General features: G+C 57.6%; 16 protein-coding genes. 7 read left to right on the forward strand and 9 right to left on the reverse strand.

What is annotated here, in order from left to right; all coding sequences use genetic code 11:
• Positions 1 to 6 precede the first annotated feature (6 nt).
• Genes HQL63_04245 through HQL63_04255 form a run of 3 tightly spaced genes read right to left on the reverse strand, consistent with a single transcriptional unit; the run spans position 7 to position 1,849 of the window.
• Positions 7 to 384, reverse strand: a complete 378-nt coding sequence (locus HQL63_04245; protein ID MBF0176043.1) for a DUF3035 domain-containing protein — start codon at positions 382 to 384, stop codon at positions 7 to 9.
• A complete protein-coding gene (gene lspA, locus HQL63_04250; GenBank protein MBF0176044.1) occupies positions 381 to 851 on the reverse strand; it encodes a signal peptidase II in 471 nt (156 codons plus the stop codon). Before lspA ends, HQL63_04245 begins: the two co-directional genes overlap by 4 nt.
• On the reverse strand, positions 848 to 1,849 hold the full coding sequence (locus HQL63_04255; GenBank protein ID MBF0176045.1) for a bifunctional riboflavin kinase/FAD synthetase: 1,002 nt from the start codon (positions 1,847 to 1,849) through the stop codon (positions 848 to 850). The genes lspA and HQL63_04255 overlap by 4 nt, the downstream gene beginning before the upstream one ends.
• A gap of 198 nt (positions 1,850 to 2,047) precedes the next feature.
• Here HQL63_04255 and HQL63_04260 point away from each other — a divergent pair, with 198 nt between their 5' ends.
• The 4 genes from HQL63_04260 to HQL63_04275 all read left to right on the forward strand — a co-directional run bounded on the left by HQL63_04260 (position 2,048) and on the right by HQL63_04275 (position 5,946).
• Complete coding sequence (locus tag HQL63_04260) at positions 2,048 to 3,955, forward strand: SurA N-terminal domain-containing protein (GenBank protein ID MBF0176046.1); 1,908 nt, start codon at positions 2,048 to 2,050, stop codon at positions 3,953 to 3,955.
• A 1-nt stretch (position 3,956) separates the two neighbouring features.
• Positions 3,957 to 4,385, forward strand: coding sequence for a hypothetical protein (locus tag HQL63_04265; protein MBF0176047.1), 429 nt, complete (start codon positions 3,957 to 3,959; stop codon positions 4,383 to 4,385).
• Positions 4,386 to 4,507: 122 nt separating this feature from the next.
• Complete coding sequence (locus HQL63_04270) at positions 4,508 to 5,200, forward strand: class I SAM-dependent methyltransferase (protein ID MBF0176048.1); 693 nt, start codon at positions 4,508 to 4,510, stop codon at positions 5,198 to 5,200.
• An 11-nt stretch (positions 5,201 to 5,211) separates the two neighbouring features.
• Positions 5,212 to 5,946, forward strand: a complete 735-nt coding sequence (locus HQL63_04275) for a sulfite exporter TauE/SafE family protein (protein MBF0176049.1) — start codon at positions 5,212 to 5,214, stop codon at positions 5,944 to 5,946.
• A 43-nt stretch (positions 5,947 to 5,989) separates the two neighbouring features.
• Here the strand turns inward: HQL63_04275 and dxs are convergent, their stop codons facing one another.
• The 6 genes from dxs to HQL63_04305 form a co-directional block, all read right to left on the reverse strand.
• Positions 5,990 to 7,903 carry a 1-deoxy-D-xylulose-5-phosphate synthase gene (gene dxs, locus HQL63_04280; GenBank protein ID MBF0176050.1) on the reverse strand — a complete coding sequence of 638 codons (1,914 nt, stop codon included), beginning with the start codon at positions 7,901 to 7,903 and terminating at the stop codon, positions 5,990 to 5,992.
• A 13-nt stretch (positions 7,904 to 7,916) separates the two neighbouring features.
• Complete coding sequence (locus tag HQL63_04285; GenBank protein MBF0176051.1) at positions 7,917 to 8,804, reverse strand: polyprenyl synthetase family protein; 888 nt, start codon at positions 8,802 to 8,804, stop codon at positions 7,917 to 7,919.
• 4 nt (positions 8,805 to 8,808) lie between these two features.
• On the reverse strand, positions 8,809 to 9,021 hold the full coding sequence (gene xseB, locus HQL63_04290; GenBank protein ID MBF0176052.1) for an exodeoxyribonuclease VII small subunit: 213 nt from the start codon (positions 9,019 to 9,021) through the stop codon (positions 8,809 to 8,811).
• A gap of 163 nt (positions 9,022 to 9,184) precedes the next feature.
• Positions 9,185 to 11,140 carry a biosynthetic arginine decarboxylase gene (gene speA / locus HQL63_04295; GenBank protein MBF0176053.1) on the reverse strand — a complete coding sequence of 652 codons (1,956 nt, stop codon included), beginning with the start codon at positions 11,138 to 11,140 and terminating at the stop codon, positions 9,185 to 9,187.
• A 179-nt stretch (positions 11,141 to 11,319) separates the two neighbouring features.
• Positions 11,320 to 14,988 (reverse strand): transcription-repair coupling factor, encoded by a 3,669-nt coding sequence (gene mfd / locus HQL63_04300; GenBank protein MBF0176054.1) that lies wholly within the window; start codon positions 14,986 to 14,988, stop codon positions 11,320 to 11,322.
• Positions 14,989 to 15,195: 207 nt separating this feature from the next.
• Positions 15,196 to 15,630: a c-type cytochrome gene (locus HQL63_04305; protein ID MBF0176055.1), complete on the reverse strand. Its 435-nt coding sequence runs from the start codon at positions 15,628 to 15,630 to the stop codon at positions 15,196 to 15,198.
• 470 nt (positions 15,631 to 16,100) lie between these two features.
• Between HQL63_04305 and nhaD the strand changes: the two genes are divergently transcribed.
• From nhaD to HQL63_04320, 3 genes are all read left to right on the forward strand, one after another.
• The gene (gene nhaD, locus HQL63_04310) at positions 16,101 to 17,480 is read left to right on the forward strand and encodes a sodium:proton antiporter NhaD (protein MBF0176056.1); all 1,380 of its coding nucleotides are present in this window, start codon (positions 16,101 to 16,103) and stop codon (positions 17,478 to 17,480) included.
• Positions 17,481 to 17,598: 118 nt separating this feature from the next.
• Complete coding sequence (locus tag HQL63_04315; protein MBF0176057.1) at positions 17,599 to 18,024, forward strand: hypothetical protein; 426 nt, start codon at positions 17,599 to 17,601, stop codon at positions 18,022 to 18,024.
• 20 nt (positions 18,025 to 18,044) lie between these two features.
• Positions 18,045 to 18,794: a MotA/TolQ/ExbB proton channel family protein gene (locus HQL63_04320; protein MBF0176058.1), complete on the forward strand. Its 750-nt coding sequence runs from the start codon at positions 18,045 to 18,047 to the stop codon at positions 18,792 to 18,794.
• Positions 18,795 to 18,820 lie beyond the last annotated feature (26 nt).

An 18,820-nucleotide genomic window follows, 5' to 3' on the forward strand; every position in this document is an offset into this window, starting at 1 on the left:
CTCGTGTCACTTGATCCAGCCCGGCAATTTTTCCTTCTGATCCCGCGACACCGGCTCCGATTTTCTGGCAGAGCCAGTTCCGAACAAAATACTCCCAGCCGTCTGGGTCGCATCTGGAGCACCGGAAACAGCCGCCGTACCGACGGCGCCGGCAACAGGGCGGGATCCCTCCCCATGATCGCTCCGAGTGGTTGTGGATCCCGTTCCACCCGAGCCCGGCAAGGGCGGCAGGAGATCCAGATCTGGCGGAATTTCAAGGGGTTCTCTTGTCGCAATGCGGCTGACATCCGGGGTATCGCTCTCCCACGGCAAACGAAATTTTCCGGAGCAGCCCGTCAACATCAAGGTCATAACCAGGCATGCAAAACAGACCATTGGCCTCATGATTCCCCGTCTCCCGCATGGAAAAAATGTTCCCAGAGCAACATACCGATCCCCAGGGTGATGGCGCTATCCGCCACATTGAACACCGGCCAGGAGAGATCATGCCAATGAAGGTGAATAAAGTCCACCACCCATCCCCAACGCAGACGGTCCACCAGGTTACCCACGGCGCCTCCCAGAACCAGCGCCAAAGCGCCGGCAGACCAATATCGCGTCGACAACCTGATCAAATGCAGCATCAAACCGATCGCCAACACAGCCACTCCGGCCAGGATGCCCAGTCGCCAGGGCGCCGACCACCCGGCAAACAGCCCAAACGCCGCCCCGATGTTGTGGACGATCACCAGGTCGATGAAGCCGGGGAGAATGACCACACCTCCATCGACCAGGGTGAGGGATGCCATCCATTTGGTCAACTGGTCTGCGGCCAAAACCAGAAGCGCTACAAAAATGCCGAATTGGGTCATTGTTTCTGGATACCCCGACCGGTTGATGTCAAATCTTCCTCCTCATGCCCCCGGTCTTTCGGCATGGGATGCGGATCTGCGGCAAACCAGGCACGGGCTTCGGCGACATCCCGAACGATTCGGGCCTGCAGGGCCCCGGCATCGGGAAAATGAATTTCATCCCGCAAACGTTTGCGAAAACAGATTCTCAAAACACGCCGGTAGATGTCGCCGCACGTAACGAGCAGGTGAACCTCCAGGCGGAGTCCTTCGCCGCCAAAGGTGGGATTGTCACCCAGATTGGCGACCGCAGGCAGCCACACCTCATCCACAAGCACCTCCACCACATAAACCCCCGGCGGAGGATGCAACAATCCTTCCAGACGAAAATTGGCGGTGGGAAAACCAAGTCCACGTCCCCGGCTGCGCCCGTGGACAACACGCCCTTCCACCTCAAACGGGCGCCCCAGCAAACGCTCCGCCATGGCAAAATCACCAGCCTGGACACACTCCCTGACCCGGGTGGAGGAGATGGTCTTCCCCTCCAGCTGGCAGGCCTCCTGCCGATGCACGCCAAACCCGTGGCGGGCGCCCAACTCCTGAAGCAGGGGATACGTCCCCTTCCCCCCGGCGCCAAATCGGAAATTAAACCCCACGAGAACCTCCCGCACCTGCAAGGCCCCCACCAAAAACCGATCGACGAAACGATCAGGCCCGAGGGCGGCAACATCCCGCGTGAAGCGAATCAAAAACAAGCCATCCACACCATGCCGGCCCATCCAGCGCACTTTGCCACGCAGCCCGGTGATGCGTGCGGGAGCGGAGATCGGCAACAGCAGGCGCTTGGGATGAGGCTCGAACGAGATGGCCACTGCCTTGGCGCCGTGCTGTCCCGCCAACGCCCGCAATGTCTGGAACACCGCCTGATGCCCCAAATGAACGCCATCGAAGTTGCCAATGGTGACAACTGCGCCGCGAAACGTCTCTGGAAAATTTTGCACACCACGTATGATTTGCATACAGGATTCGTGCCGACCCCTCTGCGTCCCATTCCATCCGCCGGCGCCGGTTGCCACCAGCCAAAACCCATCAACCGTGAGCAAGCTACCCAAAGCCGGTTTGTCAGTCAACGCAAGACGCGGGTTGAAATGCTCACGGGACCGGATTAGATTGCGGGGTGCCGCATCGTCATATTGCCCTTGAGGGAGCCGGAACACATGTTGAACGTCTTGCGTCGTAGCGCCAACAGCATCATCATCAAAGTTCTTCTGGTCTTCCTTGCCATCTCCTTCGGCATCTGGGGCATTGGCGACTATGCGCAGCGTGACTCGGAAACTCCGGTCGCCAAGGTGGCGGGGTATTCAATCTCCCAAAGGGAGTTCCAGCAGGCCTACGAGTCGTTTCTCAACAATCTGCGGCAAAGCTCCAACGGCAAGCTGGACAAAAAGACAGCTGAACTCCTGGGCATGAAACAGCAGGTTCTGGTGCGCATGATCCATCGTACCCTGGTCCAGGATATGGCCCGGCAACTCCGTCTCTCCGTCTCATCCGACCGGCTGCGGGGCCTCATCGCCGCCAACCCGGCGTTTCTCTCCGATGGTCAATTCGACGAAGAGCGGTATCGTGCCATTCTGCACCGGGAGCATCTCAGCCCATCCCAGTATGAGGCCAACCTGGCCGTGGATTTGACCCTTTCCCAACTCGAAAAAACCCTGAGTCAGATCCCTCACCTGCCCAAATTGCTGCAAAAAGATTTGTTCCAGATGGAGCATGAGGAACGGACCATTCACACGCTGACCCTTGATCCGCGCAACCTTGAGGCAGAAATCAAGGTCACACCGGAACTTTTGCAAGCCTACCACGCCATGCATCAGACCCGTTTCATGACCCCTCTGCAAGTCAAGGTCGCCTATGTGACCCTGGATGCCGGGAGTGTCCGGGCGGATATCCAGGTCAGCGACCCGGAGATCGAAACCTACTATCAGGAACACCTGGCCGACTATCAGACGGAAGAGTCCCGTCAGGTCCGCCATATTCTGGCCAAGGCCTCCGCCGATGCCAGGGAGAGCGCCCAGGCTCTGGAAAAGATCCGCCAGGCCAAGGCCCGTATCCAGGGCGGCGACTCCTTTGCCGATGTAGCCCGCCAACTCTCCGATGATCCTTCAGCATCCCAGGGTGGAGATCTGGGCCTCCTGAAACATGGCATGACCGATCCTGTCTTTGAAAAGGCAGCCTTTTCGCTGGCTGAAAAAGGGCTCTCGGATCCCGTCAAGACCGATTTCGGTTATCATCTGATCCAGGTTGATCACATCCAACCTGCCGTCGTTCGTTCCTTGCAGAGCGTCACTGCCGAGATCCGCAGCCAGATCATCGAAGAAAAAATTCAGGATGCCATCTATGCCCGCTCCGTCACCTTGGAAGACCAACTGACACCTGAAGTCGATCTGCAAACCCTGGCGAAGGATCTCCGCCTCGGTTACCACGAGACCGATCTTTTCCAACACGATGATCCTCGTTTGCAGGGAGTCGAAAAACAGCCCAAATTCCAGGAGTCCGCCTTTGCCCTTGCCAAGGGGGGGCAGTCACCTCCCATCGAGGTGAGCGACAACACCTTTTTGGTTCTCAAGATATTGGACCGGCGGGAACCTCAGGCCATGAAACTGGACGAGGCCAAGGTACAGGTTGAAAAGGCGCTGCGTGCCGAGCAGGCCGGTCAGGAGGCCCGCAAAACCATGGAAAACCTTCTCCAGGCCATCCGCAAAGGGGAAAAATCCTGGGATGGGGCCGAAAATTTCCGCCCTGGCATCCATGCGGGCAGCTCTGCCCCGTTCACCTATGGTGGGCCCAGTCAAACCGCACCGGCCAGCAGCATTCGCAGAGCCGCTTTTCAGCTCTCCATGCAAGATCCTCTCTTCCCCACCATCGTGCATGACGGCAAAAACTTGACCTTGATCCGCCTGACCGGCATACGCCACCCCACCGCCAACGCCGACGACCCGCCCTATAAAAAATCGTCGGACGCCATGCGCAGCGAGCTGGGCAGTGAAATTTGGGATGGTTTCCTGGCCGAGCTGCGCCGACAAAATGACATTCAGATCGACCAGAAAGTTTTGGATACGTTTTGACATGCCAGCCAAGAACACACTCAAGGCCATTCCGATCATCGATGCCCATTCCGCTCAGCGGGTCGGGGGCTTTTGCGCCTCCCTTGATGCCGTCACAACCGCCGAGTTGAGCGCCCTGCACCACCTGCGGGCATTGCACTCTGAAGCCGATGTCATCAAATCGCGCCTGGCCGCCACCCCGGATCCGGCAGCCCGGGAGGCGATGCAACAGCGGCTGATCACCCTGCGTCAGGATGCCGCGCATTGGCGCCAGATCCGTGAACAGGCCACTCAGGAAAAACATGTCGCTCTGGGCCATGCAACCCTGCCTGCCCTGCCGATCCTGGAACCTCATCCAAAACGTAACTATTCACCACCCTTGCAAGAAAAGCTTGGACATGAAAGCCTTTGTCAGGGCTTCGCCCCGAACCCCACCAGGACACCGTCTTAGGCCCTGCCAGGGAGCCAGCCTCCTGGACCCCGATTCGTTGCCGGGTACTGAATGGTTACGCTTTGCCCATTCCGATAGTGGCTTGAGATGGGGTCTCTGAACAGTTACAAAAAGGGAATGTCATGTCGGAAATATCGGGAACAGACGCGGCGGTCGGGGAGTATTTTCTCGGGGATCGTCCAGAGGTCATTCAGCGCGTCCCCGAGTGGGCGAAAAGCGTCCTGGATGTCGGCTGTGGCGCCGGTCTGCTGGGGAAAAAACTCAAGGAGCGCGGCGTCAGCCGCGTCACGGGGATTGAACTGAACCCGGAAGCGGCACAGCTGGCAACCAGGCATCTGGATGCCGTATACACCGGTGATGCGGCCTCCATCCCGCTGGATTTTGCGCCAGGGGAGTTTGACACCATCATTTTCGCCGATGTCCTGGAACATCTGGTCAACCCCGGTGGACTCCTCGTGCGGTTGCGGCCCTATCTGGCCCCACATGGGGTCATTGTCACCAGCATTCCCAACGTGCGTTACTTCGGCATGCTCCACCATCTCGTCGAGGGCCACTGGACCTACGCCGACAGCGGCATCCTGGATCGCACCCATCTGCGTTTTTTTACCATTCGCGAAATGGTCAACATGTTGACGGCTGCCGGTTTTCGTCTGACTGACGTTTATGAAAATCTGAATCAACAATATTACGAACGGCAACCCACCTCCTATCCGGCAGAGTTTACCAACGCCCGCTTGCGCATCACCGGATTGAGCGACTTTGAGTTTCGGGATCTTTTCGTCTTTCAATACATTTTGGTTGCGGCCCTGCCATGACACACCCCTGAATGGAAACCTTATGGGGGCCGGCCCTGGTCTTGATGGCCGTCGTCATTCTGGTTGGCGCCATCGTGCAGGGGTCCGTCGGATTCGGTCATGCCCTGGTGTCGGCGCCCGTGGCCATGCTGGTGTTGCCGGAGTTGGTTCCCGGCCCCATCATCGTGGTCAGCCTCGGCGTCACGCTGGCCACCCTTGCCCGCGATCACAAGACGATGGGACGCCCCCAGGGGCTCCTCTGGATCCTGGTCGGGCTTTTTCCTGGCCTTGGTTTGGGGTCTCAGGCCCTGGTTCTGCTCTCCCTGCGGGAGACAGACCTTTTTTTTGGCGGCGCCGTCCTGGTGACCGCCGGGATCTCCTTTGCCGGATGGCGGGTGCGCATCCACCCCCTGACCCTTGTTCCGGCTGGCCTCCTGGCTGGTTTCATGTCCATCACCACAACGATGGGTGGACCTCCCCTGGCCATCGCCCTTCAGGAGCTTCCCGGACCTCAACTGCGTGGAACCCTGGCGTTCTCCTTCATCGTCAGCACACTGACCTCACTCTCCGTCCTGCACGCCATCCACAGATTCGGCAGCAAAGAACTCAGCGTGGGTCTGTCGCTGTTGCCCTTTGCTCTGTTGGGTGTCTTCCTGTCGGCCCCTTTGGCCCACTGGCTTGACCGGGGCCGAACCCGCACCGCAGTCCTGTTGCTTGCGGCAGCCGCCGGTCTGCTCGTCATCATCCGGCAACTCACCCCCACATGAGCCGCACGGCCCCTGTCGACAGGCTCGTCAGGGTCAACGGGAATCAGCGGCGCTGGTTGACCCACATTTTGGGTTTCGGCGCCGCCTGACGGAATTGGAACATGTCCCGAACCTGCCGGGCAACGCCCTCTCCGTCCAGGAGAAGTTCGGCCCGCAACTCCTTGCGGGTGCCCTGCGGAATGAAGGTATCGGGTATGCCCAGGGTACGCACCTGTAGCCCCGCGTCGAGAAAACCATCGGAGGCAAGAAACTCCAGCACGGCGGCGCCAAAGCCGCCACATATGGAGTTCTCCTCCAAAACCATCATGGCGCCGTGGCCGGCGGCCTCACGCAGCAGAGCCATGTCCAAAGGTTTGACGAAACGGGCATCGTAGACGGCAGGCTGGATACCCTCCCGTTTGAGGATATCGGCGGCCATCAGGGCAGCATGCACCATGGAACCGACGGCAACCAACGCAATACCCTTGCCCTCGCGCAGACGCCGCCCCACACCAACGGGAAGGGGCGTGGGCAGAGCGGGATCCAGACCCATGGCGGCGCCCCGGGGATACCTCAGGGCAACCGGCTTGCCGAGGGTCAGGGCCGTGGCGAGCATATGACGCAGTTCATTTTCGTCAGCCGGGGCCATCAACACCATGTCCGGGATGGCACGCAGAAAAGTCAGATCAAAAGCCCCGGCATGCGTCGCCCCATCTTCACCCACAATGCCGCCTCGATCGACCGCAAAAACCATGGGCAGTTTTTGCAACACCACATCGTGGATGATCTGGTCATAGGCACGCTGCAAGAAGGTCGAGTAGATGGCCACGACCGGCAAGAGACCTTCACAGGCCAAACCGGCGGCAAAAGTGACGGCATGCTGCTCGGCAATACCGACATCGAAAAAGCGCTCCGGAAAACGCTCCTGGAACAGGTTCAGGCCTGTCCCCTCCGGCATGGCCGCCGTTATGGCGACGATGCGCCGATCCTTTTCGGCCAGGGAGACCAGAGTTTCGGCAAAGACCTGGGTAAAGGAGGGAATGACCCCATTGGACGGCAACCTCCCTGTCGTGCGGTCAAACGGCTGGACGCCATGATAGGTGCAGGGGCTGGCCTCCGCCGGTGGGAATCCCTTCCCCTTGCGGGTGACGACATGCAACAAAATGGGGCCGGAGAGGCGTTGTATATTGCGCAACGTGGGCAACAACTGGGTAAAGTCGTGTCCATCGATGGGGCCGAAGTAGGTAAACCCCAACTCCTCGAACAACGTCCCTGGCGTGATCATGCCTTTCATGTGTTCTTCGGCGCGCCGGGCAGCGCCCAGGAGCGGTTCGGAAATTTTTTTCAGGACACGCCCGGTGCCATCCTTGATGGTGGTATAGATCCGTCCGCTCAGGATGCGGCTCAAATAAGCCGACATGGCGCCGACATTGGGGGAGATGGACATCTCGTTGTCATTGAGAACCACCACAAGACCCAAACCCCGGTGCTGCCCTGCATCGTTCAGGGCCTCGAAGCTCATGCCAGCCGTCATGGCCCCATCGCCGATGACGGCGATACATTTGCGTTTCTCCCCTTTCTGCCGCGAGGCAATCGCCATGCCCAAAGCCGCCGAGATCGACGTGGAGGAGTGTCCGGCGCCAAACGGGTCATAGGGGCTTTCCACACGTTTGGTAAATCCGGACAAACCATGCCGTTGGCGGAGGGTGCCCATGCGGTCACGGCGACCGGTCAGGATTTTGTGCGGATAGGATTGGTGACCCACATCCCATATCAAACGGTCTTCCGGGGTGTTGAAAATGTAGTGCAGAGCGATGGTCAACTCCACCACGCCCAGGCTGGCCCCCAGGTGACCCCCGGTCCGGGACACTGTGTCGATGGTCAACTCCCGCACCTCACTGGCCAACAGAGGCAGCTCGGCCTCGGCGAGTTTGCGAAGCTGGGATGGTTCGTCGATCTTTTCCAGGAGAGATGTCATATCCAAAGCGGAATCAATTGGTTCTGGAGATAGTAAAACGAGCCAGATCCCGCAGGGGATGGGCGGCATCCTGGAAGGACTCCAGGCTTTTCAGGGCCTCGTCCACCAAGAGTTGCGCTTCCATGCGAGCCTGACCCAGACCGATGAGAAACGGATAGGTCGCCTTGGATTTATTGCGATCCGATCCGGTGTTTTTGCCCATAAGCTTGCTGTCGCCGATTTCATCCAGGATGTCGTCGGTAATCTGGAATGCCAATCCGACGGCCTCCCCATACCGTTTCAAATGTTTGATCTGCTCGGTATCGCCCCCGGCAAGGCGGGCTCCCCCCACACAGGCCATTCGAATCAGGGCGCCCGTTTTATGGATGTGAATGTTTTGCAGTTCAACGTGGTCGATAAGGCGGTTTTCCGCTTCCATGTCGAGCATCTGGCCGCCGACCATACCGGCCATGCCAGCCGCCTTGGCCAACTGGGCCATGACATCCAACTGCACTTCGGCTGACTGACCGGGAACGGGGTGCTGCGCCAACAATTCAAAGGCAAAGGTGAGAAGGGCATCGCCGGCCAGGATGGCGGTGGCCTCGTCAAATTTTTTATGGCATGTCGGCCAACCCCGGCGCATGTCATCGTTATCCATGGCGGGGAGATCGTCATGGATGAGGGAGTAGGTATGAATGCACTCCATGGCGCAGGCGAAGGGCATGACCGAATCCATCTCGCCTCCCACCGCCTCCGCCGCAGCCAGAGCCAGAACGGGACGCAACCGCTTTCCCCCAGCCATGAGGCTGTAGCGCATGGCCGCATGCAGACGCTGCGGCAGGCGGTTCTCCGAAGGCAGATAGCTCTCCAGGGCCGCATCCACCTTGGCCTTCATTCGACCGAGATAGGATTGCAGATCCACGGGCTCAGCCGTCCCTCTGGAAAGTGGTTTGCAGGGGAACAGTCAAGGTTTCAATCCTTTTTTCCGCTGCATCCAGACGTTCCTGACAGGCCTGGGCAAGCTTGACCCCTTCTTCAAAGGCAGCCACCCCCTCATCGAGGGAGAGATCGCCCAGCTCCAGACGCTGCACCAAAGCTTCGAGACGACCCAGAGCGTGTTCAAAGTTCATGGTCTGCATGATCACTCCCCAGATGCGCGCCCCGACGACCACCCATGTCGGGGGAGATCACGACCCCTCCCCCACAGACACTCAACCCCCACCGCTGGGCATGAACATAACAGACACGTCGCCGAGGATCAACGTTCCAGTCCATCAATCCATGGTTGCGCGGCTCATGGGGTCAACTTGTTTCCAGATAGGTGTAGTCGTTCAAGGCCGCCGCGTAGGCGCGAACGAAGGCACGGGCCTGGTCCGGATTGGCGCGCCCCTCACTGACGGCCTTGCGGGTCAGGCGGCTGACGCGGCGGACAAGCTCCTCCGGATCATAGGAGACATAGCGCAAGACATCACGGACCAGTTCGCCGGCAAGAATCTGCCGAAACTCCCACCCCTTGGCCGTTTCTGCAACGGAGACATGGACCACGTTGGTATCACCGAAAAGATTGTGCAGATCTCCCAGAATCTCCTGGTAGGCGCCGGTCAGAAATGCCCCCAGCAGGTAAGGCTCCCCTTGGCGCAGGGGGTGTAACTCCAGGGAGTTTTTGGCCCCACCTTCGCGATGGATGAAACGATCCATGCTGCCGTCGGAATCGCAAGTGATATCCTGGAGCGTGCCCAGGCGGGTGGGCCGCTCGTTCAGGCGATGGATGGGAAGAACCGGAAAAAGCTGGTCGATGGCCCAATGATCCGGCAACGACTGAAAAATGGAAAAGTTGCAATAGTATTTGTCGATCAGGTACTCCATGGTGGAGAGGAGTTCCGGTGGGGGGTTGTCCATTCTCTGGGCCATCTCCTCGATGCGAAAAGCGATCTGACGGATCAGACGCTCCCCCTTCGACCTTTGCACCAGATCGAGGGCGCCGAGGGCAAACATTTTCTGAAAATCATCCTTGAGCTGCAAAGTGTCGTGCCAGACTTCCAGGGCATTCTTTTCATTCAGGTCGTGCAACATCTCAACAAGTTCCTGAATTTCCGGGGCATCCTGCGGGTTCTGGGTGACTGGCCGGTCGAAGGGAACCGAACGGGCCACCTCCAGAACATTGACGACCAGCATGGCGTGATGGGCGGTCAAGGCGCGACCACTTTCCGAAATGATGTTCGGATGGGGCAGATCCTCGTTGTCACACACCTCCAGGAGGTAGGCGACAACATCGTTGGCATACTCTTGAATGGAGTAGTTGACCGAAGAGTCCTCCGTGGTCTGTGATCCGTCGTAATCGACCCCCAAACCACCACCGATATCGACATACTGAACGTCACAGCCAAGGTGGCGCAATTCAGCGTAGAAACGCGCCGCCTCCCGAAGGCCATTCTTGAATTTACGAATATTGGTGATCTGGGATCCGATGTGAAAGTGCAGCAGACGAACACAATCCAGCATGCCCCGGGATTGAATGGCTTCGACGGCGTCCAGAATTTCCATGGCGGTCAGGCCAAATTTGGAGAACAACCCCCCGGAAGACTCCCACTTGCCGGAGCCACTGGCCTCCAGTTTGACGCGCAGGCCAATGTTGGGGCGAATGCCTAATTCGTCAGCGATCTGAAGAAGCTTGGTCAGTTCCTGCGGTTTTTCCACCACGACATGGATATGGCGACCCATCTGCTGGCCCATGAGAGCCAAGCGGATGAACTCCTCATCCTTGTAGCCGTTGCAGATGATCAGGGCGTCAGGATTGTCGAGCATGGCCAGGACGATTTGCAATTCCGGGCGCGAGCCAGCCTCCAGGCCCATGTCGACACTGTGGCCAAACTGGACAAGCTCTTCCACGACCTGCCGCTGCTGGTTGACCTTGATCGGGTATACGCCCAGATATTGCCCGGCGTATTCATACTCTTCCCGAGCCATGCGGAAACAGGTGTGGAGGGTCTCGATGCGCACGCGCAAAATATCTGAAAAACGGATCAGGACGGGCAGGGAGATACCTCGGCCCTGAATGTTTTCAACCAGCTCCATCAAATCAAGGGTCGGCCCCCGTGTCAGCAGGGGGGCCACGGTCAGATGACCCTGTTCGTTCGCGCCAAAAAAGCCGATTCCCCAACCTTGCACATTGTAAAGGTTGAGAGAGTCTGCACTGGTCCAGAGATCGTCCGGATCGGCGGAAGAGGCAAGAGGCGCGGACTCGGTTGAATTTTCCATGTCAAGGATTCTCGGCAGCGGGCAACCTCGCCCTTTTCATGACACCAGCGTGTCACAACACCTTGTGACGCCATCAGGCCACAGTGCCGGAGAGAGATGACCCTTTTTACCGGTTTTGTCAACCGATACGGAAAGATCAACCATGCATGACCTCGCACAAGACAAACCCCATGGCACCCTCATGAGCGCGCAGATTTTTTTGCTCGCTTGGAAGAGGGTTTGCCTGCAACCCCGGACGAAGGGGGAACAGAATGCCGTTCCGGCGCCTTCTGGGGGGGAACCGGGGTGGTGGCGGAAAGCTGCTGGCCGTGGCTGTTTGGCAGAAGACTTTCGAGTGTCTGGCGAAGTTCGGTCAAACGACGCGATGTATCCTCCCAATCCCGATTTCTCAGACTTAAAGCACGATCTTTCTGGTTGAACCGCATGTTGCCGCCCCCCCCTTGCAGCATGAACAGGATGGCGGAGGGTTCGATATTCGGCTCTTCGTGGAAATGGATCACTCCCCCCTTGGGGCCGGCCTCCAGTTTGGTGATCTTCATGATCCGGCAAAGACCCTTGATGCGCAATACCTTGAGCAGATTATCCACCGACTCGGGAAGCGGACCGAAACGGTCCAGCAATTCGTTCCGCATGTCGAGAATCTCATCGACCGTGGTCAACTGGGCGATCCGCTTGTACATGGGGAGGCGGTGGTGTACGTCGGGAACGTACTCCTCCGGAATGAAGGTCGAGAGATTAAGATTGATGATGGTGGATATTTCCGGGGGGGCATCGCCGGCTTGTTCACCGGCGGAGTTGGTTTTGAGGGCGGCGATGGCCTCGCGGAGCATTTGATGGTAGAGGTCGAAGCCCACTTCGCGAATTTCCCCGGACTGCTCATCGCCCAAAATATTCCCCGCACCACGAATCTCCAGATCGTGGGTGGCCAACATGAACCCTGCACCCAAATCTCCTAAATTTTCAATAGCATCAAGGCGTTTTTGGGCGTCTGCGGTGAGTGTTTGCGGCGGCGGAATCAGGAGGTAGGCATACGCCCGATGGCGCGAACGACCCACCCGTCCCCGCAATTGATGCAATTGACCGAGGCCAAACTTGTCCGCCCGGTGAATGATGATGGTATTGGCCGAAGGGATGTCCACGCCGTTTTCGATGATGGTGGTGCAGACCAGGACGTTGAACTCCTGACGGTAGAAGGACATCATGACCCGCTCCAACCGGCTTTCGCGCATTTGGCCATGGGCCACGCCCACCTTGGCCTCCGGAACCAGTTCGGAGACCATGGTGGCGGCCTTGTCGATCTCCTGGACCCGGTTGAACAGGTAAAAAACCTGCCCCCCGCGATAGATCTCCCGCAGGATGGCCTCGCGAATCTTCTGCCGGTCAAATTGCGTCACGATGGTACGGATGGCCAGCCGGTTGGTGGGTGGCGAGGCAATGATGGAGATATCGCGCACACCGGACATGGCCAGATTCAATGTTCGTGGGATGGGTGTGGCCGTCAGGGTGAGAATGTCCAGGGTCGCCCGCAATTTTTTGATTTGCTCCTTGTGGGAGACACCGAAACGTTGCTCCTCATCGACGATCAACAGGCCCAGATCCTTGAATTGGATATCCTCCTGCAACAAACGATGGGTGCCGATCACCACATCCACCCCTCCCGAGGCCAGCGCCTGTATGGAAACTTTCAATTGGGCGGGTGTCCGAAACCGGGAGAGAAGCGCCACCTGGATCGGATAGGGCGCCAGGCGACGGGAGAAGGTTTCAAAGTGTTGCTGGGCCAGGATGGTGGTGGGCACCAAAACGGCAACCTGTTTACCGTCCATGACAGCGCGAAAGGTCGCCCGCAACGCCACCTCGGTTTTACCGAAACCCACATCACCACACACCAGGCGGTCCATGGGTTTTTTGGCAGCCATATCCTCCAACACGGTTTGGATGGCTTGGGCCTGATCGGGTGTCTCTTCAAAGGGAAAGGAGGCCGCAAACTCCTGGTAAAGCGGATCCGGGGGAGAAAAGGCAAACCCCTGCCGGGACTCGCGCTGCGCCTGAAGCTGGACAAGTTCCGCAGCCATTTCCATGATTCTGATGCGGGCGCGTTGGGTAACCTTTTCCCATTTGCCGCTGCCCAACTTGTCCAGAACGACGCCATCGCCGCCGGAATATTTGCCGACCCGATCAAGATTTTCCACTGGAACGTAAAGTTTGTCATCGTCGGCATAGAGGATGACCAAAAAGTCGTTTTTGATCGTCCCTACCGCCAGGGTCACCAAGCCGCCAAAGCGGCCTATGCCATGGTCCGTATGCACGACCAGATCACCGTGGCTCAGCTCGGCAAAGCCGGCTATCAATTGATCCAGATAACGTTGATCCAATTGCCGACGTCGCACGCGCAGGCCGAAGATGGCCTCTTCCGTGATGATGGCCAGACGCAAGCGCCGGTGCAGGAAACAGTCGACCAGGTCGCCAACCGAAAGGTAGACGGTTCCTTTAGGCGAGGCGGTGAGCATGGCCTCCCAGTCAGGCACATCCCGGACATGAATCTTTTTGTCTTCCAGCAACTCCCGCAGGCGTTCCTTCTGGCCGACGGTGCGCACGACCATACCGACCCGAACATCCTCCTCCCAGAGTTGGTGAAGATATTCGGCAACCTTTTCCATGACCGATTTGGTTTCCGTCTCATAGCCACGGAAAAATTCCGGCACGGATTCAAACCCGAAACTCAGATGATTTTCAGCAGGACGATCTCCGTGCCGAAGGGCCAGGGTGGGAAAGGGCGCCAGAAGTTGCGGAAGCGTTTCCGGCAACAGGTAGAACATCTCTATGGGGAGGCAGGGACGTTTCTCCTCCTGTGCCAGGGAAAATCGCTCCAGAATCTCGCCATGCCGTTCCGCGACCAGGGCATCGAACTCCGGATCCAGCAAAAAAATGGTTCCCTCCGGCAAATAATCGAACAACGTGGCAGTATTTTTGTAGAAAAGCGGCAAATACTGTTCCATCCCCGGATGGAGCGCTCCCTGGGAAATCTTTCGATACAGTTCATGTTCTGCCGCGCCGGCGCCAAAGTGGCTGCGGTATTCGGTCCGAAAGAGGCTGATGGACTCCTCGTTCAGGATCACCTCGCGGACAGGCAGGGCACGAACGTAGGGAATATCATCGGTTGAGCGTTGCGTCATCGGGTCAAAGAGACGCATGGTCTCCACGCTATCGCCGAACAACTCGATACGGACGGCCTCTTCATGACCGGGAGGATAAAAATCCAGAATGCCACCGCGCACGGCAAACTCACCCGCCTCGGCGACCTGTGATGTGGCACGGTAACCAGCCTCGGTCAAAAAGGCGCGAAAGCTCGGCAGATCGATACGATCACCCACAGCTATGAAAAATCCATGTCTGGCCAGGATGGCTGCCGGGATCAGGCGCTGCATGATGGCATTGACCGTGGTGATGACAATACCAGTCGTGACATGGTCATCATCTCCACTCTGCACCGGCCCCAAACCACACATCTGGGTCAGACGGTAAAGCGTGGCAACCCGTTCGCCAACCAGGGGACCGAAGGGAGAAAGGGGTTCGAACGGCAACACCTCCCACGCCGGAAAAAGAAGCAACTCCGGCATGGGATTGGCCTTTTGCGTAAAGAACAACATCTCCCTGTAGACAGTCTCGGCCCGGCTGGCGGAGTTGACCACCAATACCAGAGGTTTTTGTCGTTGGCGCGCCAAAAGGGAGACCACCCACGATAACGAGCTCCCGGAGAGTCCGGAGAGCCCGGGAAACGGGGGGGGCTTTTTATCCAGAAGCGGCTGAATGATGTCCCAGAAAATCTTCGATAAATCAGCTGGTTTCATGCCTGGTCGGCCATTCATGGTGGGGCGCCGGGGTCAACTCCCTCGGATGGGGAACGGCGGACAGAGCGGAGTCAGGAAGTTGTTTTTTCGCAAAAAAATAACGCCATCAGCGTGACGATGCCCATAATCATATTGTTAAAGTCATATTCATACAAACGGCCCATGCCAACGCCACGGACAGGTTTCCGGCAAACGATGACAGGCCATTCAGCGCAACCTCTTCAAATAAGCGATTAAATCCCGGCGGTTGGCCTGATCTTCGATACCATCGAAGGCGATCTGGTGTTCGACCCGATGTTCGGACATGCGGACATTCGGGATAAACTCCTGGGGATTGGTCAGAAAACGGTCCAAATTGTCCTCGGTCCAAAGAAAGGGGTGTTCCCGGGTATACGTCGTATAAGCCTGGCTGTACTTGTAACCAAGGGCAGCGCCGACAGGCCGGTCCACGATACCCCACAAATAAGGCCCCCGCTCATTTTTCTTGTCAGGGGTGATATCATGACAGACTCCACAATGATTTTCCACCAACCGTCGACCAACCGTGACATCTCCATGCAGCCTCCAGAGAACGATGGCCACGATGGTCCCGGAAGCAATCAACAGCATGGCAGTGGTAGTCGGTTTGATGATCTTGTCCATGGCCAGGGAACGCCTCCATACAGAAATTATTCCACTGAAAATCTCCTTGACGCCAATCTAGTCCATTTTTTTGCCAATGCAATACCTTTTTTGGGATTTTTGCCTCCCTGATCCGGGGGATCGGTGTAGCCGGAACCATGGCGATCGAGGCAGTCACGGGCCACTCCACGGCAAACCGATGCCATCGCCTCTGTGGACAACATCAGGTTTTACATAAATCCGGGTTGCGACTCGCCATCCTGGAAAAGCGCCTGCCACGAGGGAACGGTGGCTCGGAACGGAGCGTCCCTCTCCTGAAAAAGCATTGACTGGGAGCCAATATGTATTAAGATTTCGCAAAGATATGGTGAGGTCGAGATGACGAACCTGGAGATTCAACCATGATTGGCAAATTATTCAGACGTGCTGCGGTTGCCATTCCAGCGTGGGGGTGGGCAAGCCTGGCCTGGTCATCCGAAGGAGCGCCGACCATGGCGGTCAAACCCGCGCAGTTGGCCGGGCACGGGTTAGGCGCGTTTGCCCTGTGGACCTTTATCGTTGCCTATCTGTTTGTCATGACCGAAGAATTCACCCACCTGCGCAAATCCAAGCCGGTTCTGCTGGCGGCGGGCGCCATGTGGGCCTTGATTGCCTGGGTCGGCGCCGAATACGGCATGTCCGCCGCCGTCGAAGAGGCCTTTCGGCATAACATGTTGGATTATGCGGAACTGTTCCTCTTCCTCCTGGTCGCGATGACCTATATCAACACCCTGGATGAACGGCAGGTGTTCCAGGCGTTGCGCTCCTGGCTGGTGCGCACCGGTTTCGGTTACAGAAAACTGTTCTGGTTGACGGGTGTGCTCGCGTTTTTCATCTCCCCGGTTGCGGACAACATGACCACCGCCCTGCTCATGTGCGCCGTGGTCATGGCGGTCGGCAAGGACAACAACCGCTTTGTCTCGCTCTCCTGCATCAACATTGTGGTGGCAGCCAACGCCGGCGGCGCCTTCAGTCCCTTTGGCGACATCACCACCCTGATGGTCTGGCAAAAGGGGGTCATCCCCTTCAGCGGTTTCTTCCCGCTGTTTTTTCCTTCTCTCGTCAACTGGCTGGTGCCCTGTGCCATCATGCACTTCGCCGTACCGAACGAACGGCCCAAACCAAGCGATGAGGTCGTCCAGATGCGGCGCGGCGCCAAGCGGGCCATCTTTCTCTTCCTGCTCACCATCATCACCTCGGTTTTGTTCCACCAGTACCTGCACCTCCCCCCGGTGGCCGGCATGATGCTGGGACTCGCTTACGTCCAGTTTCTGGGCTTCTACCTGAAGACCACTTCCCCTCGATACCGCAAAAAACACCCCGAACATCCGCACACCCTGAAATCGAACGAGTACATCGGGGACATCCGGTTCGATATCTTCCGCGAGTTGGGCCGGGCCGAATGGGACACCCTGATGTTCTTCTACGGGGTCATTCTCTGCGTCGGCGGACTGGGCTTCCTCGGCTACCTGGCTCACGTCTCCCAGGTCATGTATGTCGATTGGAGCCCAACCTGGGCCAACATTTCCGTGGGCCTCGTCTCTGCCGTCGTGGACAATATCCCGGTCATGTTCGCCATTCTGACCATGATGCCGGCCATGGACGCGGGGCAGTGGCTGCTCGTGACCATGACCGCCGGGGTGGGTGGCAGCCTGCTCTCCATCGGTTCCGCCGCCGGGGTGGCCCTCATGGGTCAGGCCAGGGGCAAATACACCTTCTTCTCCCACCTGAAATGGACCCCGGCGGTCGCCTTGGGTTACGCTGCAAGCATCGGTCTGCACATGCTGATCAACAGCCATTTGTTCAATAACGTCCCCATCGTGGCACGGTAAGGAGATCTGTACCGGGAGATGCCGCGCCTGTCGCATGGCAGGCGTGGCACCCGGTCAAGCTCTCTCCCTTCGCTGGGTTGCGCTGGGAGTGGAGTTGCAGGGTTGAGCATCAAACCGCATGGATAACCAGAAAGAACAGGAAGAACAGGAAGTCCATGGAATTGGTCTCTTGTCCGAACACGGGAGGTTCTGGACGGAAAGAGTCAGGCGTTTTCGATCAGGAGATCCCTATGCAAACGAGCCGTGTGGAATCAGCGTCCATCTCCTTCCAGAACAAGGTCCACGATCAGTCGGACATGGCGTGGGGGCTTGTTGCCATCATGCTGCTGTTGGCAGCCCTTTTGACTGGCTATTTAATCAAAAAATACAGAGAAGAAAATCGACCAGAGGGGAGAAAAGGCGTATCAACAAAAAGCAAGAAGCACTCAACCTTGCAAACAAGAACCTCCCAGGAAACAAGAAAAAAAAGACCATGATTTTAAAATTTTTCTTTCATGCAAATTCCAGACGCATCACATTATTTATGACAAAGCATGCTTCTTGAGCTGACGAGGGACTTGAAATATGGATATAGCTACTGTTGTCGGTCTGGTGGCCGGCCTTGCTCTGATCTCCTGGGCTATTCTTATCGGTGGCAGCTTTGCCATGTTCATCGATATACCGAGCGTGCTGATCACAGTTGGCGGAACCATCTGCGCCATGTTTATCCGGCATAAATTGAGTGAGGTGGCCAATGTGGCCGCCGTCATTGCAAAAGTATTCGTCGTCAAGGAACAGAATATTGAAAAGGTTATCTCCCAGCTCGTCGATTTGGCCAACATTGCCCGCAAGGATGGCATTCTGGCCCTGGAAAAGGTCAAGGCCAACGATCCCTTTCTCCAATCGGCCATCACCTATTGCGTCGATGGCGCCGATCCGGAGTTTCTCGCAGATGTCCTGAACAAGGAGGTCGATGCCCTGGCACAGCGTCATGCCAAAGGGATCGCTTTCATGGAGGGAGTTGCGGAGTATGGCCCGGCTTTTGGCATGGTGGGAACGCTGATCGGTTTGGTGCAAATGTTGGCCAACATGCAGGACTCCTCCAAGATTGGTCCGGCCATGGCCGTGGCTCTCATTACAACGTTTTATGGCGCCCTCCTGGCCAACCTCATCGCTTCACCCATTGCCACCAAGCTCTCCATCTACAGCGCCGATGAACAGAAAGTCCGCAGGGTCATTATCGACGGCATGCTTGGCATTCAGAAAGGGTTGAATCCACGTCTTCTCCAGGAGGCGCTCATGACGGCCCTGCCGCCCAAACAGCGTGAACTGTGATCGAAAAACCTTAGCGTGTCGTTCGT

Source organism: Magnetococcales bacterium (assembly GCA_015231175.1).
Lineage (GTDB): Bacteria > Pseudomonadota > Magnetococcia > Magnetococcales > DC0425bin3 > HA3dbin3.

Coding starts and splice junctions, on each gene's coding strand:
- speA (MBF0176053.1), bottom strand. CDS start 11,140: ATGGAAAATTCAACCGAGTCCGCGCCTCTTGCCTCTTCCGCCGATCCG.
- nhaD (MBF0176056.1), top strand. CDS start 16,101: ATGGCGGTCAAACCCGCGCAGTTGGCCGGGCACGGGTTAGGCGCGTTT.
- dxs (MBF0176050.1), bottom strand. CDS start 7,903: ATGACATCTCTCCTGGAAAAGATCGACGAACCATCCCAGCTTCGCAAA.
- mfd (MBF0176054.1), bottom strand. CDS start 14,988: ATGAAACCAGCTGATTTATCGAAGATTTTCTGGGACATCATTCAGCCG.
- HQL63_04265 (MBF0176047.1), top strand. CDS start 3,957: ATGCCAGCCAAGAACACACTCAAGGCCATTCCGATCATCGATGCCCAT.
- lspA (MBF0176044.1), bottom strand. CDS start 851: ATGACCCAATTCGGCATTTTTGTAGCGCTTCTGGTTTTGGCCGCAGAC.
- HQL63_04255 (MBF0176045.1), bottom strand. CDS start 1,849: ATGCAAATCATACGTGGTGTGCAAAATTTTCCAGAGACGTTTCGCGGC.
- HQL63_04270 (MBF0176048.1), top strand. CDS start 4,508: ATGTCGGAAATATCGGGAACAGACGCGGCGGTCGGGGAGTATTTTCTC.
- HQL63_04260 (MBF0176046.1), top strand. CDS start 2,048: ATGTTGAACGTCTTGCGTCGTAGCGCCAACAGCATCATCATCAAAGTT.
- xseB (MBF0176052.1), bottom strand. CDS start 9,021: ATGCAGACCATGAACTTTGAACACGCTCTGGGTCGTCTCGAAGCTTTG.
- HQL63_04315 (MBF0176057.1), top strand. CDS start 17,599: ATGGATAACCAGAAAGAACAGGAAGAACAGGAAGTCCATGGAATTGGT.
- HQL63_04245 (MBF0176043.1), bottom strand. CDS start 384: ATGAGGCCAATGGTCTGTTTTGCATGCCTGGTTATGACCTTGATGTTG.
- HQL63_04320 (MBF0176058.1), top strand. CDS start 18,045: ATGGATATAGCTACTGTTGTCGGTCTGGTGGCCGGCCTTGCTCTGATC.
- HQL63_04305 (MBF0176055.1), bottom strand. CDS start 15,630: ATGGACAAGATCATCAAACCGACTACCACTGCCATGCTGTTGATTGCT.
- HQL63_04275 (MBF0176049.1), top strand. CDS start 5,212: ATGGAAACCTTATGGGGGCCGGCCCTGGTCTTGATGGCCGTCGTCATT.